Source organism: Streptomyces sp. CY-1 (assembly GCF_047218265.1).
Taxonomy (GTDB): domain Bacteria; phylum Actinomycetota; class Actinomycetes; order Streptomycetales; family Streptomycetaceae; genus Streptomyces; species Streptomyces niphimycinicus.
In genome coordinates this window covers 9,115,563-9,131,058 of the sequence record NZ_CP178393.1, presented here as the reverse complement: position 1 = coordinate 9,131,058, position 15,496 = coordinate 9,115,563, and the positions used below count along the sequence as shown (strand labels likewise).

Genomic DNA, 15,496 nt, shown 5'->3' with positions numbered 1-15,496 from the left:
GGTCACTTGCTCTCCTCGGTGCGGGCGGTGGCGACGGCGGACTCGTTCCCGCCGAGCAGCAGATACAGGACGGCCATGCGGATCGAGACGCCGTTGGCGACCTGCTCGACGGCGGTGCAGCGGTCGGAGTCCGCGACCTCCGCGGTGATCTCCATACCGCGGTTCATGGGGCCGGGGTGCATCACGATGGCGTGCTCCGGCATCCGCGCCATGCGGTCGCCGTCCAGGCCGTAGCGGCGGGCGTACTCCCGCTCGGTGGGGAAGAACGCGGCGTTCATCCGCTCGCGCTGGACGCGCAGCATCATCACGGCGTCGGTCTTGCCGACCACCGCGTCCAGGTCGTAGGAGACCTCGCAGGGCCAGCTCTCCACGCCGAAGGGGACCAGCGTCGGCGGGGCGACCAGGGTGACCTCGGCGCCGAGGGTGGCCAGCAGATGGACGTTGGAGCGGGCCACCCGGCTGTGCAGGATGTCGCCGACGATGGTGACCCGGCGCCCGGCCAGGTCCTGTCCGACGCCGGAGGCGTCCGGGATCAGATGGCGGCGCATGGTGAAGGCGTCGAGCAGCGCCTGGGTGGGGTGCTCATGGGTGCCGTCGCCCGCGTTCACCACAGCGCCGTTGATCCAGCCGGAGGTGGCGAGCCGGTGCGGGGCGCCGGAGGCGTGGTGGCGGATGACGACGGCGTCGGCGCCCATCGCCTCCAGGGTGAGCGCGGTGTCCTTCAGGGACTCGCCCTTGGAGACCGAGGAGCCCTTGGCGGAGAAGTTGATGACGTCGGCGGACAGCCGCTTGGCGGCGGCCTCGAAGGAGATGCGGGTGCGGGTGGAGTCCTCGAAGAAGAGGTTGACGACGGTACGGCCGCGCAGGGTCGGCAGTTTCTTGATCGGCCGGTCGGCGAGCCGGGCCAGTTCCTCGGCGGTGTCGAGGATCAGGACGGCGTCGTCGCGCGAGAGGTCGGCGGCCGAGATGAGGTGGCGCTTCATCCGGTTGCTCCGTGGGTGAAGGAGGTGTGCGGGCGTACGGGCGGGCAGGCGCGGGGACCGGTGTCATGGCGGCACCGGTGGTCTCTCGGACGAGTTCCCCGGGGTCGCCGGGGCGGCACTCGCCGTCGGTGAGGGGCGCTACTTCCCGTCCGCGGGGGTGGTCTCGCGCAGCCCGAGGAGCACGCTGTCGCGGCCGTCCTCCTCGGTGAGCTGGACCTTGACCGTCTCCCGCAGCGACGTGGGGAGGTTTTTACCGACATAGTCGGCGCGGATCGGCAGTTCACGGTGACCACGGTCGACGAGGACCGCGAGCTGCACCGCGCGCGGGCGCCCGATGTCACCGAGGGCGTCGAGCGCGGCGCGGATGGTGCGGCCGGAGAAGAGCACATCGTCGACGAGGACCACCAGACGGCCGTCGATGCCGTCGTCGGGGATCTCGGTACGGGCGAGTGCGCGGGCCGGGCGCAGCCTCAGGTCGTCGCGGTACATCGTGATGTCGAGCGAGCCGACCGGGATCCGGCCGGGCTTGCCGGTGATCTCTTCGAGCCGGGCGGCCAGCCGCCGGGCGAGATAGACACCACGGGTGGGAATGCCGAGCAGCACCACGTCATCGGCGCCTTTGGCGCGCTCGACGATCTCGTGGGCGATGCGGGTGAGAACGCGCGCGATATCCGGTGCTTCCAGCACGGGGCGCGCGGCGTCCGAGGTACGGGCGTCCATAAGAAACGGACCTCCTTCTCCGCCTCACGGGACGGACCTTAAAGGACGGTCGGATTTGCGCCATTCACACTAGCAGGGGTCCGCCGTACTCCTGCCATCACCCCTGGCCGGAGCCCCTCCGCTCCGTTCGGCTTGACGAATGGAAATTACGCTGCGTAACCTCACAGTGAGTGACCAGCCGCGCGGCACAGCCGCACGTCGATACAGCGTCCGGGGAGCTTTATGTCCAGCGAATACGCCAAACAGCTCGGGGCCAAGCTCCGCGCCATCCGCACCCAGCAGGGCCTCTCCCTCCACGGTGTCGAGGAGAAGTCCCAGGGCCGCTGGAAGGCCGTGGTGGTGGGATCGTACGAGCGCGGCGACCGCGCCGTGACCGTGCAGCGTCTCGCCGAGCTGGCCGACTTCTACGGCGTCCCGGTGCAGGAGCTGCTTCCGGGCACAAGCCCGGCCGGGGCCGCCGAGCCGCCGCCGAAGCTGGTACTGGACCTTGAGCGACTGGCCCATGTGCCGGTCGAGAAGGCAGGCCCGCTTCAGCGGTATGCCGCGACGATCCAGAGCCAGCGTGGCGATTACAACGGCAAGGTGCTCTCGATCCGCCAGGACGACCTGCGCACCCTCGCCGTTATCTACGACCAGTCGCCGTCCGTGCTGACCGAGCAGCTCATCAGTTGGGGCGTGCTGGGCGCCGACGCCCGCCGCGCGGTCCAGCACGAGGACGTCTGAGTCCGCGTCCCCTTTTCGCTCTTCACCAGCAGAAACGTGCCGCCGGGGGCGGTGGGGCCCTTCTGGGTCCTCCACCGCCCCCGGCGGCTTTGTCGTATGACGCGCCTGTGCGGCCTCTGACGCGCCTGTGTGGCGTCCGTCGTATGGCCCGGCGGTCCGGCTCGTAGTCCGGTGTGACGGCCCCGTCGCGGTTATGCCCGGTGCTCCGGGTGCTCCTGATCGCGACGCAGACTCGGCTTCAGCTCCTTGATACGGCCCAGCAGACCGTTGACAAAGGCCGGCGAGTCGTCGGTGGAGAACTCCTTGGCGAGCTGCACCGCCTCGTCGATCACCACCGCGTCCGGGGTCTCGTCCTCCCACACCAGCTCATACGCGCCCAGCCGCAGGATATTCCGGTCGACGACCGGCATCCGGTCCAGCGTCCAGCCCACCGCATAGGTGGCGATCAGCTCGTCGATCCGGTCGATGTGCTGCGCATATCCCTCGACGAGCTGCATCGTGTATTCGCTGACCGGCGGCTGCCGGTCGTCGGTCCGGGCGAGCCGGATCCAGTCCGCGAGCACGATCTGCACGGTGGTGCCGCGCTGATCGGCCTCGAAAAGGATCTGAAAGGCACGCTTACGGGCCTTGTTGCGGGCAGCCACGGTTAGTTGTTCACCCGACCGAGGTACTCGCCGGAGCGGGTGTCGACCTTGATCTTCTCACCGGTGGTGATGAACAGCGGCACACCGATCTCGTAGCCGGTCTCCAGCTTGGCGGGCTTGGTGCCACCGGTGGAGCGGTCGCCCTGGACGCCCGGCTCGGTGTACTCGATCACCAGCTCGACGGCGGCGGGAAGCTCGACGTACAGCGGGTTGCCCTCGTACATCGCCACGACGGCCTCGAAGCCCTCCAGCAGATAGCGGGCGTTGTCGCCCACGACCTCGGGGGTGATGTAGATCTGGTCGAAAGTGTCCATGTCCATGAACACAAAGCTCTCGCCGTCCTTGTACGAGAACTGCATGCCGCGCTTGTCGACATTGGCCGTCTCGACCTTCACGCCGGCGTTGAAGGTCTTGTCGACCACCTTGCCGGACAGCACGTTCTTGAGCTTGGTGCGCACGAAGGCGGGGCCCTTGCCGGGCTTGACGTGCTGGAACTCGACGACGGACCAGAGCTGGCCGCCTTCGAGCTTGAGCACCAAGCCGTTCTTGAGGTCGTTCGTGGATGCCACGGTTGCGGGTTCTCCTGGACTACGCTGGCGGAGACCAGAAAGCCGCCGACGCGCCCTGATCTTCAGAGTGCGAGCAGCTCTTTGGTCGTGATGGTGAGTAGCTCGGGTCCGCCGTCCGCCTCGGGGCGGACGACGAGCGTGTCATCGATCCGGACACCGCCCCGTCCCGGGAGGTGGACCCCCGGCTCGACGGTGACCGGCACACAAGCGTCCAGTTTACCCATGGCGGACGGTGTGAGCCGAGGGTCCTCGTCGATTTCCAGGCCCACACCGTGTCCGGTGCACGATTCGAGGGCGTCTCCATAGCCCGCCGCGGTCAGCACCTGGCGGGTCACCCGGTCCACATCGCAGTACGCCCGGCCCGGCAGCAGCGCCTCCCGACCGGCCCGCTGGGCGGCGAAGACGGCGTCGTACAGCTCGACCTGCCAGTCCGCGGGCGAGGGCCCGATGACAAAGGTACGGCCCACCTGGCAGCGGTAGCCGCGGTAGTCGGCGCCCAGGCAGATGGTGAGGAAGTCGCCCTCCTCGACCCGCCGGTCGGTGGGCAGATGGCCGGGGCGGCCCGCGTTGGGCCCCGCCGCGACGACGGTGGGGAAGGCCGGGCCGTCCGCGCCGTGGTCCACCAGCCGGCGCTCCAGCTCCAGCGCCAGATGACGCTCGGTGCGGCCCACCAGGATCGACTCCAGCAGCTCGCCGAGCGCCTGGTCGGCCAGCTCCCCGGCGATCCGCATACAGGAGATCTCCTCGTCGTCCTTGACGAGCCGCAACTGCTCGACGGCGCGGTCCAGATCGGCCAGGCGGAGCCGGGGCGCGGCGGCGCCGAGCGCCCGATGGCGGGCGACGGTCAGATCGTGCTCCTCGACGGCCAGCGAGTCGGCGCCGTCCGCCGCGGCCAGATCGGCGGCGGCCACCACCGGATCGCCGTCCGCGCCCGGCAGGATGAGCAGCCGGGGCTCGTCCGAACGCGCCGGACCGGAGGAGAGGGACGGGGAGAGCGGTGGGGCGGAGGGGACTTCGGCGGCCACCAGCACATCCTGGACGGGGCCGAGCAGCAGCACCGCCCCGGGCGGCACGGCGCCGCACAGATAGCGCACATTGGCGGGCCGGGACACCAGCGCCGCCGCGCTCCCGGCCGCGGTGCACTGATCGTGCAGACGGGCACGTCGGGCCGCGTACACCTCGGACATGTCCCCGAGCGTACGCACGCTCGGGGAGGACGGCTCCTCCAGTGGCTCCGGCGAGTGAGCCGAAGGGGCGCGTCGCTGTCGAAAGGGAGAGCGCGCGCAGGCCCCTGAGGAACGAAGGGGCCGAGCACGGTCGACCGTCGACAGGGGGCACCTCCCAGCGGTAGCTGGGGGAGACTTATGCGCCCCGGAGGCGAACCGAGCCTCAAAAAAAAGGGGGCGCCTACCAGCTCGGTGGGCTGGCGATGGAGCGGGTGACCACCTCGTCGAGCATGCGGGCCGTGGTCTCCACGTCGTAGGTGGAGTTGTCGATGATCGGCAGGCCGGAGCCGTACCACCCGGCCATCCGGCCGTGGATCCGCGCCACCTCCTCGTCGCTGAGGCGGCGATTGCCGGTGCGGGCCGCGTTCCGCTCCAGGACGATCTCCAGGCCCGGAAGGACCACCACCGGCAGCAGACCGGGTCCGACATGGCGCTTCCAGCCGCCGAGGCCGACGACCGGGCGGTCGGGGAAGACGGCGTCGTCGAGGATGCAGGAGATCCCGTTGGCCAGAAAGTTACGGGCGGCGAAGCCGCAGGTGCGGCGGGCCAGACGATACTGCGCCTCGGAATTCTCGTTCCACCCCGACTGGGGGTTGGCGAAACCGGACCGGACCCACTCCCGCACATCGTCCAGGCTGATATGCGCGGTCGGCACCCGGCGGCGATCGGCCCAGTGGCGCGCGACCGTCGTCTTGCCCGCACCGGCCGGTCCGATCAGCAGCACCGCCACCGCCGCCTGCGAGACATCGGCGACCGACGGGTCCGCCGGGGGGTGCGGCAGCGGCACCGGACCGCCGGGCGGCAACTGGATATGGCCGGTGGTGTTCACCGTCTCCAGCGGCGCCCCGGGATGCGCGGGCGGAGCCGGTGGCGGCGATACCGGATGCTGCGCGGGCGGTGCGGGGTGCTGCGCGGGCGGTGCGGGGTGCTGCGCGGGGGGTGCGGGATGCCCGGGCACCGGAGGCGCGGGCGGGGCGGGGGGATTGGGGTGAGGTCCCGGGTGATGGTTCGCACTCGCGCCCTGGGCCCAGCCCGCACCCTGCGGACCGGGCACCGGCCCCGGCTGGTGGGGCGGTGGCAGCGGAGCTCCCACTGCATGCTGCATCCGGTGGCACTCCGTCTCGTACAGGCAGTTCTCATCCGACAACTGTCACGTTGATACGGCGGTGAGGCCGCTCCTACCGAACGGTACCTGCCCAGAGCGCCGCTGTGTGAACGCCCCGCAAACCCATTGTGTGCCCGTCGCCCCTTGCCGGCCAGGCAATTCGTCCGGCAAGGGCCGCAACTGCGAGGGGCCGGGGAGCTGTTCGAAGCCCGCGGCGGTGCCGCGGGCTTCGAAGGCGATGACAGAGTTGTGACGCGACGACAACCGCGACGCCATCGGCGACGACGGATGCCTAGCGCGTCAGCGGGAGACCTCGGCGTACGCGGCGAGCAGCACCGCCGGGTCCGGGCCCTCCAGGACAGTGGGCTTGGCGAGGCCGTCCAGGACGATGAAACGCAGCAGGTCACCCCGGGACTTCTTGTCGACCCTCATGGTCTCCAGCAGCTTGGGCCACTGGTCGCCACGGTAGGTGAGCGGCAGGCCCACGGATTCCAGGACGGCGCGGTGGCGGTCGGCCGTGGCGTCGTCCAGACGGCCCGCCAGCCGCCCCAGCTCGGCGGCGAAGACCATGCCCACGGAAACGGCCGCGCCATGGCGCCAGTTGTAACGCTCGTTCTTCTCGATGGCGTGGGCGAGCGTATGCCCGTAGTTGAGGATCTCCCGCAGTCCGGACTCCTTGAGGTCGCTGGAGACGACCTCGGCCTTGACCCGGATGGAGCGCTCGATGAGCTCGGCGGTGTGCTGCCCTGCGGGGGTACGGGCGGCGGCCGGGTCCCGCTCGATCAGCTCCAGGATCTCCGGGTCGGCGATGAAGCCCGCCTTGATGATCTCGGCGAGCCCGCTGATGTAGTCGTTGACCGGCAGCGAGTCCAGCGCGGCCAGATCGCACAGCACCCCGGCCGGGGGGTGGAAGGCGCCGACGAGGTTCTTGCCCTCGGCGGTGTTGATGCCCGTCTTGCCGCCGACGGCGGCGTCGACCATGGCGAGCACGGTCGTGGGGACGGCGATCCAGCGCACACCGCGCAGCCAGCTCGCGGCGACGAATCCGGCGAGATCGGTGGTCGCGCCGCCGCCGACGCCGACGATCACATCGGTGCGGGTGAAGCCGGTCTGCCCGAGCGCCTTCCAGCAGTACGCGGCGACCTCGGCGGTCTTGGCCTCCTCGCCGTTGGGCAACTGGATCGCGACGGCGTCGTACCCCTGCTCGGCGAGGTCCTGGCGGATGGCCTCACCGGTCTCGGCCAGCGCCTCGGGGTGCAGGACGGCAACGCGCTTGGCTCCCTCGCCGATCAGGCCGGGGAGTTCGCCGAGGAGCTGCCGGCCGATCAGCACCTCGTACGGCGCGGTGCCCGCGGTGCCTCCGACCTGGATGCGCGTAGGGGTCTCGGCCACAGGGGGTGTCATGCGTTCTTCAGCTCCAGTACGTCCAGGACGGCCTCGGCGACGTCCTCGGGGGTGCGGTCCTCGGTCGACACGACGGCGCGGGCGACCTCGGTGTACAGCGGGCGGCGCTGCTCCATCAGCTCACGCCAGCGCTGGCGCGGGTTGACCGTGAGCAGCGGGCGCGGGGCGTCAAGACCGGTGCGCTTGACGGCCTCGGCGACGCCCATCTCCAGGAAGACGACCGGGAGGCCGACGAGCAGCTCACGGGTGCCCTCGTCGAGGACGGCGCCGCCGCCCAGCGCGAGCACGCCCCGGTGCTCGGCGACGGCGGTCCGTACGGCCTGCCGCTCCAGCTCACGGAAATGCGGCTCGCCCTCGTCGATGAAGATCTCCGAGATCTCCTTGCCCGCCGTCGCGACGATATCGGTGTCGCTGTCGCGGAAGGTGGTGCCGAGCCGCTGCGCGAGCGCCTGCCCGACGGTGGTCTTCCCGACGCCCATGGGCCCGACCAGCACGACGACCGGCCCCTCGCCGACCTGCCGGCTCACCGAATGGCCAGGTTCTCGAGGAAACTCCGTACGTTACGTCGCGTCTCGGTGACCGAGTCGCCGCCGAACTTCTCCGCGACCGCGTCCGCCAGGACCAGCGCGACCATCGCCTCGGCGACGATCCCGGCCGCCGGAACGGCACAGACGTCGGAGCGCTGGTGGTGGGCCTTGGTCGGCTCGCCGGTGGTCACATCGATCGTGGCCAGCGCCTTCGGCACGGTGGCGATCGGCTTCATCGCGGCCCGGACGCGCAACAGCTCGCCGGTGGTCAGTCCGCCCTCGGTGCCACCCGAGCGGCCCGAGGAGCGCCGGATGCCCTCGTCCGTGGAGACGATCTCGTCATGGGCCTTGGAACCGGGCACCCGCGCGAGGTCGAAGCCGTCGCCGACCTCGACGCCCTTGATGGCCTGGATGCCCATCAGCGCACCGGCCAGCCGTGCGTCGAGCCGGCGGTCCCAGTGCACATGGGAACCGAGGCCCACCGGCACGCCGTAGGCGAGCACCTCGACGACGCCGCCGAGGGTGTCGCCGTCCTTGTGGGCCTGGTCGATCTCGGCCACCATCGCCTTGCTCGCGTCGGCGTCCAGGCAGCGCACCGGGTCGGCGTCCAGCCTCTCGACGTCGGAGGGCTTGGGGTAGACGCCGTACGGCGCCTTCGCGGCGGCCAGCTCCACGACATGCGAGACGATCTCGATCCCGGCCGTCTCCTTGAGGTAGGAGCGGGCGACGGTGCCAAGGGCCACCCGGGCGGCGGTCTCCCGGGCGCTGGCGCGCTCCAGGATCGGCCGGGCCTCGTCGAAACCGTACTTCTGCATCCCGGCCAGGTCCGCGTGGCCGGGGCGCGGGCGGGTCAGCGGGGCGTTACGGGCGAGTCCCTCGAGGATCTCGGGGTCCACCGGGTCGGCGGCCATGACCTGCTCCCACTTCGGCCACTCCGTATTGCCGACCATGATCGCGACCGGGGAGCCGAGGGTCAGGCCATGGCGTACGCCGCCGAGGAAGGTGACCTCGTCGCGCTCGAACTTCATCCGGGCACCGCGGCCATAGCCGAGCCGCCGTCGGGCCAGGGCATCCGCCACCATGTCGGTGGTGATCGGCACCCCGGCGGGCAGCCCCTCCAGCGTCGCCACGAGTGCGGGGCCGTGCGACTCCCCCGCGGTCAGCCAGCGCAACCTGCTCAACGGTGCTCCCTCATGCGCGTGCCTCGACGTCTTGCGGCGCGACCCGGTCCGCGCGACTCCGGCCCGCACCTCCGATCCTCCCACGACCCGGGAGTCTCATCGGTGCGTGGTCCATGGGGTGGACGGTCGCGGCGGGCCGGAGACGGGCCGGGGACGGTCGCGCAGGGCCCGGCGGGGGCCGCCGAGGGGCCCGTGAGGCAGGTCAGCGGGCCGCCAGCGCCTCGCGCATCGCGGTCAGGGGCGCGGGGGCTCGGCCCGTCATCTGCTCGACCTGGAGTACCGCCTGGTGGACCAGGAGGTCCAGGCCGCCGACCACCGAGCCGCCGCGCGCCGACCAGGCGGCGGCGAGCGGGGTCGGCCAGGGCTCGTAGAGGACGTCGAAGAGCGCGCCGGGGCGGTCCGGTACGGACGCCGCGAGCACGTCCGTGGTGCCCGCGGGGGTGGTGGCGATCACCAGGGGCGCGCCGAGCGCCTCGGCCGCGTCGCCCCAGTCCGCCGTGCGCACCGCGACGCCCAGCCGCTCGCCCCACTGCCGCATCTCGGCGGCGCGGGCCTCGCTGCGGACGTATGCGGTGACCTCGCCGTCGCAGATCCGGGAGAGCGCGGCCAGCGCCGAGGAGGCGGTGGCACCGGCACCCAGCACGGCGGCGCGCTCCACGCGCCCGACACCGCGCTCGCGCAGCGCCGCCAGCATGCCCGGGATATCGGTGTTGTCCCCGTGCCCGCGGCCGTCGTCGGTGAAGACGACCGTGTTGACGGCCTCCACCGATGCCGCGGTGTCGCTGATCTCGTCCAGCAGCGGGATGACGGCGCGCTTGAGCGGCATGGTCAGGGAGAGTCCGGCCCAGGCCGGTCCCCCGTCCTCGCCGAGGTGTTTGAAGAAGTCCGGCAACGCGGTCTCGTCCACCTCGAAGCGGTCGTACGTCCAGCCGCTCAGGCCCAGTTCCCGGTAGGCCGCGCGGTGCAGCACCGGTGACAGGGAGTGGGCGATCGGCGAACCGAGCACCGCTGCCCTGCGGTTTTCCGACATCTTTCCTCAGCCGTTGTTCGTGCGCTGCTTATTGAACTTGTCGACCCACTTCTGGTGATCCGCGTAGGTCTTGGAGAACTGGCTCGTCTTGCCGTCGAGCGAGATGAAGTAATACCAGCCGTCGCTGGTCGGGTTCATCGCCGCCTTCAGCGCGTCATGGCCCGGGTTTCCGATCGGACCGGGCGGCAGTCCCTTGTAGAAGTACGTGTTGTACGGGTTGTTGTACTGCTTGATCTCATTGATCGGGATATCGATCTTGCTCTGATTCTTGATGTAGTTGTACGTGGAGTCGAATTCCAGCTTGCCGTAGGTCTCCGGATTCGCGGGCTTGAGCCGGTTGTAGATGACCTCGGACATCTTCCGGAAGTCGTCGTGGGTGACACCCTCCGCCTGGACCAGGCTGGCCACGGTGATGAGCTGGAGCGGGGACTTGAGGCCCAGCTCCTTCGCCTTGCCCTCCAGGTCCTGGCTGCCGTAGTTCCGGTTGGCCTCGGCGACCATCTTCCGCAGCACGTCCGCGGGCTTGGCGCCCTTGCCCACGCTGTAGCGGGACGGATACAGGAACCCTTCCAGCGGATCCTTGATCTTGCTGTTGTCGTCGGCCCAGGAGGGCAGCCCGAGGTTCTTCGCCTCCTTTTTGGCGATGCCCGCGGTGGTCCCCGCCTTGACGCCGACCTTCTTGTCGATCGCCGCGTAGATCGTGGCGTCGCGCATGCCCTCGGTGACGATCAGGGCGTTGCTGCTGGTGGGGTCGAGCATCAGCTTGACCGCCGCCGCGCCGGACATCTCCTTGCGCAGGCTGTAGGTGCCCGGCTGGACGAACTTGCCGCTGTCCTCCACGGCCTTGACGAAGGCGCCGCTGCTCTTGACCACGCCCTTGTCGGCGAGGATCGAGCCGATCTCGGCATTGCCGGAGCCGGAGGGAACCTCCACCTCGATCCGGCCGGTGCCGTCGCCGGAGTAGTCGGGTGCGGGGCCGAAGCGGGTCTGCCAGAAGTCGTAGGCGTAGTAGCCGCCTCCGCCGACGGCGCCCACCAGGACGACGGTGACGAAGAGGCATGCCACACCGCTGCGGCGCTTCTTGGGCTGCTTGCCCTTGCCCTTCTTGCCGCCGCGCGCGCCGGGCTCGTCGTCGTCATCGTCGTCGTCCGCCGCGTCGTCCGGGCCCCGGCCGCCGCCGTCCGTGAAGAACGGGTGGTCGTCCTCGTCATCCGCCCGGGCGGGCGGGTCCTCGGGGGCCTCGCGCTGGCGGGGCACCTGGTGCTCCGCGGGGACCGTGGGCATCTGTTGCGTCTGCGGGGGCACATGGGGGCCCCGGGGTCCCGAGGGGGCCTGCGGTGACTGCTGTTGTCCCTGGTAGGGGTCCTGCGTCGGATAGGAACCGCTGTGGCTCCCGTAGGGATCCTGCGGGTCCATGCCCCCGTACGAGCCGTCCTGGGGCGGGTAGGGAACGCCCTGGCCGGGGTACTCCTGCGGGTGCCGCTGATGCGGGTAGCCGGGGTCCTGGCCGTCCCACTGGGGCTGCTGGTGCTGCTGGGGCTGGTGCTGCTGGGGATCCTGCTGATATCCGTGCGGATACTGCTGGTGCCCATAGGGATCCTGGGCGTACGGCTCCTGCCCGTAGGAGCCCTGACCGTACGGACCCTGGCCGTAGGCGTCCTGCGCATAGGGGTCCTGTGCGTACGGCTCCTGAGCGTAGGGGGCCTGCGCATAGGGATCCTGACCGGCCACCGTGGGCTGGCCGCTCCATTCCCGGTCCCCGTACAGCGGATCCTCGGGATGCCACGGTTGGGAGCCGGGTCCCCGGCCGTACTCAGTCATCGATCCCCTAGCGACGGAGGTGGTCACCGCTCGGCGTGTTCGTGGCACGGGTGGCGGCGGCCATGTCGCGCGGAACGTTACCGTACCGCGATCAGATGACCACTTCGACGGCCTCTCCGGGAGCCCTGCCCGAGACCCGCTCGGTCTCCAGCGCGCTCTGTAGGATCACCACGGCGGCCGCCTGGTCAACCACCGAGCGGCCCTTCTTCGACGTCACCCCGGAGGCGCGCAGCCCCTGGGACGCTGTGACAGTGGTCATACGCTCGTCGACGAGCCGTACCGGCACCGGGGCGACCCGCCGCGCCAACTCACGCGCGAAGGTGCGCACTTTGGCCGCGGCCGGCCCCTCGCGCCCGCTGAGCGAGCGCGGCAGGCCGACCACCACTTCGAGCGGTTCGTACTCCTCGACGAGCGCCGCGAGCCGCTTGTGGGCGGCCGGGATGTCGCGTCCCGGCACGGTCTCCACGGGTGTGGCGAGGATCCCGTCGGGGTCGCACGAGGCGACCCCGATCCGGGCGTCCCCGACGTCGATGGCGATCCGCCTGCCGCGTCGCACGGCGATCAGACCGCTTCCGCGACAAGCCGCTCGACGGCCTCGATGGCCTCGCCGACGGCGTCCGGGTTCTGGCCGCCGCCCTGGGCCACGTCCGGCTTGCCGCCGCCTCCGCCGCCGAGTGTCTTGGCGGCGGTGCGGACCAGGTCACCGGCCTTGAGACCGCGCTCACGGGCGGCCTCATTGGTGGCGATCACGGTCAGCGGACGGCCGCCCGCCACGGTGAAGAGGGCGACGACGGCGGGACGGTCACCAGGGATGCGTCCGCGTACGTCCAGGACCAGCTTGCGCAGATCGTCGGCGGAGGTGCCGTCCGGCACCTTGGCGGCGACCAGGGCCGTGCCCCGGACGTCCTTGGCGCCCTGGGCGAGACCGGCGGCGGCCTGGAGCACCTTCTCGGCGCGGAACCGCTCGATCTCCTTCTCGGCCTCCTTGAGCTTGCTCAGCATGCCGGAGATCTTCTCCGGGAGCTCCTCGGGGCGGCCCTTGACCAGGTCGGTGAGCTGGGAGACGACCGTGTGCTCACGGGCGAGGAAGTTGTAGGCGTCCACGCCCACCAGGGCCTCGACCCGGCGCACACCGGAGCCGATGGAGGATTCGCCGAGCAGCTTCACCAGACCGAGCTGGGCGGTGTTGTGCACATGCGTGCCACCGCACAGCTCCTTGGAGAAGTCGCCGATGGTCACCACGCGCACCCGGTCGCCGTACTTCTCGCCGAACTCGGCGATGGCGCCCTGCTTCTTGGCCTCGTCCATGCTCATCACCTCGGCGGAGACGTCGAGTTCCCGCGAGAGCACTTCGTTGATCTTCTGCTCGACGTCCATGAGCACCCCGCCGGGCACGGCGGCCGGCGAGCCGAAGTCGAAGCGGAAGCGGCCGGGCGAGTTCTCCGAACCGGCCTGGGCGGCGGTCGGGCCCAGGGCGTCGCGCAGCGCCTGGTGGGTGAGGTGGGTGGCGCTGTGGGCGCGGGCGATGGCGCGGCGGCGCGTGACGTCGATCCGGGCGTGGACACCGGCGCCGACCGTCACCTCGCCGACCTGGACGACGCCCTTGTGCACGCTGACGCCGGGCACCGGCTGCTGGACGTCCCGGACCTCCACCACGGCGCCGGTGTCCAGCTTGATCCGGCCGGTGTCGGCGAGCTGGCCGCCGCCCTCGGCGTAGAACGGGGTGCGGTCCAGGACGACCTCGACCTCGTCGCCCTCGGTGGCGGCGGGCGAGGACACCCCGTCGACCAGCAGGCCCACGATGGTGGACTCGCCCTCGGTGTGGCTGTAGCCGGTGAACTCGGTCAGGCCGGAGCTGTCGGCCACCTCGCGGTAGGCGGACAGGTCGGCGTGGCCGGTCTTCTTGGCCTTGGCGTCGGCCTTGGCGCGCTCCCGCTGCTCCTTCATCAGCCGGCGGAAGCCCGCCTCGTCCACCGAGAGGCCCTGTTCGGCGGCCATCTCGAGGGTGAGGTCGATCGGGAAGCCCCAGGTGTCGTGGAGCAGGAACGCCTTGTCACCGGCGAGCACGCTGCCACCGGCGGCCTTGGTGTCGGTGACGGCGGTGTCGAGGATGTTGGTGCCGGCCTTGAGCGTCTTGAGGAAGGCCGACTCCTCGGCGAGGGCGACGGTCTCGATGCGCTTGCGATCGGTCAGCAGCTCCGGGTACTGCTGGCCCATCGTCTTGAGGACGACGTCGACCAGCTCGCCGACGACCGGCTCGGTGGCGCCGAGGATGCGCATATTGCGGATGGCGCGGCGCATGATGCGGCGCAGCACATAGCCGCGGCCCTCGTTGCCGGGGGTGACGCCGTCGCCGATGAGCATGACGGAGGTGCGCATATGGTCGGCGACCACGCGCAGCGAGACGTCGGAGTCATGGGCGGCGCCGTAGGCGACCCCGGTCAGCTCGGTGGCCTTGTCCATGACGACGCGCAGGGTGTCGGTCTCGTACATGTTCCGCACGCCCTGAAGGATCATCGCGAGGCGCTCGAGGCCGAGGCCGGTGTCGATGTTCTTGCTGGGCAGCTCGCCGAGGATGGGGAAGTTCTCCTTGCCCTCACCCGCACCGCGCTCGTACTGCATGAAGACCAGGTTCCAGATCTCCACGTAGCGCTCGTCGTTGACGGCCGGGCCGCCCTCCTCGCCGAACTCCGGACCACGGTCGTAGTTGATCTCGGAGCAGGGGCCGCAGGGGCCGGGGACGCCCATGGACCAGTAGTTCGGGCCCATGCCCAGGCGCTGGATCCGCTCGGCGGGGACGCCGATCACCTCGCGCCAGATGCGCTCGGCCTCGTCGTCCTGCTCATAGACGGTGATCCACAGCCGCTCGGGGTCGAGGCCGTAGCCGCCCTCCTCCTGGGGGCTGGTCAGCAGCTCCCAGGCGTACTTGATGGCGCCTTCCTTGAAGTAGTCGCCGAACGAGAAGTTCCCGCACATCTGGAAGAAGGTGCCGTGGCGGGTGGTCTTGCCGACCTCTTCGATGTCCGGGGTGCGCACGCACTTCTGCACGCTGACGGCCCGGTCGAAGGGCGGCTTGACCTCGCCGAGGAAGTACGGCTTGAAGGGGACCATGCCCGCGGGGACCAGCAGCAGCGTCGGGTCGTCCGCGATGAGCGACGCCGACGGCACGACGGTGTGCCCGCGCTCCTCGAAGAAGCGCAGCCAGCGGCGGCGGATTTCAGCCGACTCCATCAGTGGTCCTCATTTCCGGCTTTGTGGAGCTTGTGGGGAGTGGTGTGGGTGAGCTGGGCCCGGCCCCGCTGGGCCGGAAGCTGCTTGCGGTCGTCCGGCGGGGGCGCCGAGAGCCCGAGCGCGTCCTTGAGCGCGGCCTCGCGGTCGGCCATGCCGTCCCGTACGTCGAGGGCGAAGACCTTGATCCGCCGGCCCGCCAGCACCGCCCGGTCGGCGGCCTGCGCCGCCAGACTCTCCGGGGTGAGCTGGTTGAGCTTGCGGTTGACCTTGGTGGTGGCCCACACCCCGGCGGCGACGCCGGTGGTGAACCAGAATGTGCGGCGGAACATCCG

15 protein-coding genes are annotated in these 15,496 nt (G+C 70.6%); 1 reads left to right on the top strand and 14 read right to left on the bottom strand.

What is annotated here, in order from left to right:
- Positions 1-2: 2 nt before the first annotated feature.
- Positions 3-983: an aspartate carbamoyltransferase catalytic subunit gene (locus ACK1X7_RS39285; protein WP_351897734.1), complete on the bottom strand. Its 981-nt coding sequence runs from the start codon at positions 981-983 to the stop codon at positions 3-5.
- Positions 984-1,121: 138 nt separating this feature from the next.
- Entirely contained in the window at positions 1,122-1,703 is a 582-nt protein-coding gene (gene pyrR, locus ACK1X7_RS39280; RefSeq protein WP_361502427.1) for a bifunctional pyr operon transcriptional regulator/uracil phosphoribosyltransferase PyrR, read from the bottom strand.
- Positions 1,704-1,925: 222 nt separating this feature from the next.
- Here pyrR and bldD point away from each other — a divergent pair, with 222 nt between their 5' ends.
- Entirely contained in the window at positions 1,926-2,426 is a 501-nt protein-coding gene (bldD, locus tag ACK1X7_RS39275) for a transcriptional regulator BldD (RefSeq protein ID WP_014056259.1), read from the top strand.
- 191 nt (positions 2,427-2,617) lie between these two features.
- Here bldD and nusB read toward each other — a convergent pair whose 3' ends face one another.
- The 12 genes from nusB to ACK1X7_RS39215 form a co-directional block, all read right to left on the bottom strand.
- A complete protein-coding gene (nusB, locus tag ACK1X7_RS39270; protein WP_137968331.1) occupies positions 2,618-3,070 on the bottom strand; it encodes a transcription antitermination factor NusB in 453 nt (150 codons plus the stop codon).
- A gap of 2 nt (positions 3,071-3,072) precedes the next feature.
- Entirely contained in the window at positions 3,073-3,639 is a 567-nt protein-coding gene (gene efp, locus ACK1X7_RS39265) for an elongation factor P (protein WP_059146782.1), read from the bottom strand.
- A gap of 62 nt (positions 3,640-3,701) precedes the next feature.
- Entirely contained in the window at positions 3,702-4,826 is a 1,125-nt protein-coding gene (locus tag ACK1X7_RS39260) for a M24 family metallopeptidase (RefSeq protein WP_385145799.1), read from the bottom strand.
- Between the two features lie 220 nt (positions 4,827-5,046).
- Positions 5,047-5,970 carry a Pro-rich N-terminal domain-containing protein gene (locus ACK1X7_RS39255; RefSeq protein WP_385145797.1) on the bottom strand — a complete coding sequence of 308 codons (924 nt, stop codon included), beginning with the start codon at positions 5,968-5,970 and terminating at the stop codon, positions 5,047-5,049.
- Positions 5,971-6,270: 300 nt separating this feature from the next.
- The gene (gene aroB, locus ACK1X7_RS39250; protein ID WP_385145795.1) at positions 6,271-7,374 is read right to left on the bottom strand and encodes a 3-dehydroquinate synthase; all 1,104 of its coding nucleotides are present in this window, start codon (positions 7,372-7,374) and stop codon (positions 6,271-6,273) included.
- The gene (locus tag ACK1X7_RS39245; RefSeq protein ID WP_361504404.1) at positions 7,371-7,853 is read right to left on the bottom strand and encodes a shikimate kinase; all 483 of its coding nucleotides are present in this window, start codon (positions 7,851-7,853) and stop codon (positions 7,371-7,373) included. Before ACK1X7_RS39245 ends, aroB begins: the two co-directional genes overlap by 4 nt.
- A gap of 44 nt (positions 7,854-7,897) precedes the next feature.
- Positions 7,898-9,082 (bottom strand): chorismate synthase, encoded by a 1,185-nt coding sequence (aroC, locus tag ACK1X7_RS39240; RefSeq protein WP_385145793.1) that lies wholly within the window; start codon positions 9,080-9,082, stop codon positions 7,898-7,900.
- A 202-nt stretch (positions 9,083-9,284) separates the two neighbouring features.
- Positions 9,285-10,112 carry a shikimate dehydrogenase gene (locus ACK1X7_RS39235; protein WP_385145791.1) on the bottom strand — a complete coding sequence of 276 codons (828 nt, stop codon included), beginning with the start codon at positions 10,110-10,112 and terminating at the stop codon, positions 9,285-9,287.
- 6 nt (positions 10,113-10,118) lie between these two features.
- Positions 10,119-11,933 carry an endolytic transglycosylase MltG gene (gene mltG / locus ACK1X7_RS39230; RefSeq protein WP_390793503.1) on the bottom strand — a complete coding sequence of 605 codons (1,815 nt, stop codon included), beginning with the start codon at positions 11,931-11,933 and terminating at the stop codon, positions 10,119-10,121.
- Between the two features lie 91 nt (positions 11,934-12,024).
- The gene (ruvX, locus tag ACK1X7_RS39225) at positions 12,025-12,489 is read right to left on the bottom strand and encodes a Holliday junction resolvase RuvX (protein WP_014056249.1); all 465 of its coding nucleotides are present in this window, start codon (positions 12,487-12,489) and stop codon (positions 12,025-12,027) included.
- A gap of 5 nt (positions 12,490-12,494) precedes the next feature.
- Entirely contained in the window at positions 12,495-15,164 is a 2,670-nt protein-coding gene (gene alaS / locus ACK1X7_RS39220; RefSeq protein ID WP_385145787.1) for an alanine--tRNA ligase, read from the bottom strand.
- Positions 15,164-15,493 (bottom strand): DUF6167 family protein, encoded by a 330-nt coding sequence (locus ACK1X7_RS39215; protein ID WP_093466156.1) that lies wholly within the window; start codon positions 15,491-15,493, stop codon positions 15,164-15,166. The genes alaS and ACK1X7_RS39215 overlap by 1 nt, the downstream gene beginning before the upstream one ends.
- Positions 15,494-15,496 lie beyond the last annotated feature (3 nt).

Bases quoted from the DNA above. Each gene is read 5' to 3' on its own strand.
- ACK1X7_RS39285 (WP_351897734.1), bottom strand. From the start codon at position 983: ATGAAGCGCCACCTCATCTCGGCCGCCGACCTCTCGCGCGACGACGCC.
- pyrR (WP_361502427.1), bottom strand. From the start codon at position 1,703: ATGGACGCCCGTACCTCGGACGCCGCGCGCCCCGTGCTGGAAGCACCG.
- bldD (WP_014056259.1), top strand. From the start codon at position 1,926: ATGTCCAGCGAATACGCCAAACAGCTCGGGGCCAAGCTCCGCGCCATC.
- ACK1X7_RS39260 (WP_385145799.1), bottom strand. From the start codon at position 4,826: ATGTCCGAGGTGTACGCGGCCCGACGTGCCCGTCTGCACGATCAGTGC.
- ACK1X7_RS39255 (WP_385145797.1), bottom strand. From the start codon at position 5,970: ATGCAGCATGCAGTGGGAGCTCCGCTGCCACCGCCCCACCAGCCGGGG.
- aroB (WP_385145795.1), bottom strand. From the start codon at position 7,374: ATGACACCCCCTGTGGCCGAGACCCCTACGCGCATCCAGGTCGGAGGC.
- ACK1X7_RS39245 (WP_361504404.1), bottom strand. From the start codon at position 7,853: ATGGGCGTCGGGAAGACCACCGTCGGGCAGGCGCTCGCGCAGCGGCTC.
- ACK1X7_RS39235 (WP_385145791.1), bottom strand. From the start codon at position 10,112: ATGTCGGAAAACCGCAGGGCAGCGGTGCTCGGTTCGCCGATCGCCCAC.
- mltG (WP_390793503.1), bottom strand. From the start codon at position 11,933: ATGACTGAGTACGGCCGGGGACCCGGCTCCCAACCGTGGCATCCCGAG.
- alaS (WP_385145787.1), bottom strand. From the start codon at position 15,164: ATGGAGTCGGCTGAAATCCGCCGCCGCTGGCTGCGCTTCTTCGAGGAG.
- ACK1X7_RS39215 (WP_093466156.1), bottom strand. From the start codon at position 15,493: ATGTTCCGCCGCACATTCTGGTTCACCACCGGCGTCGCCGCCGGGGTG.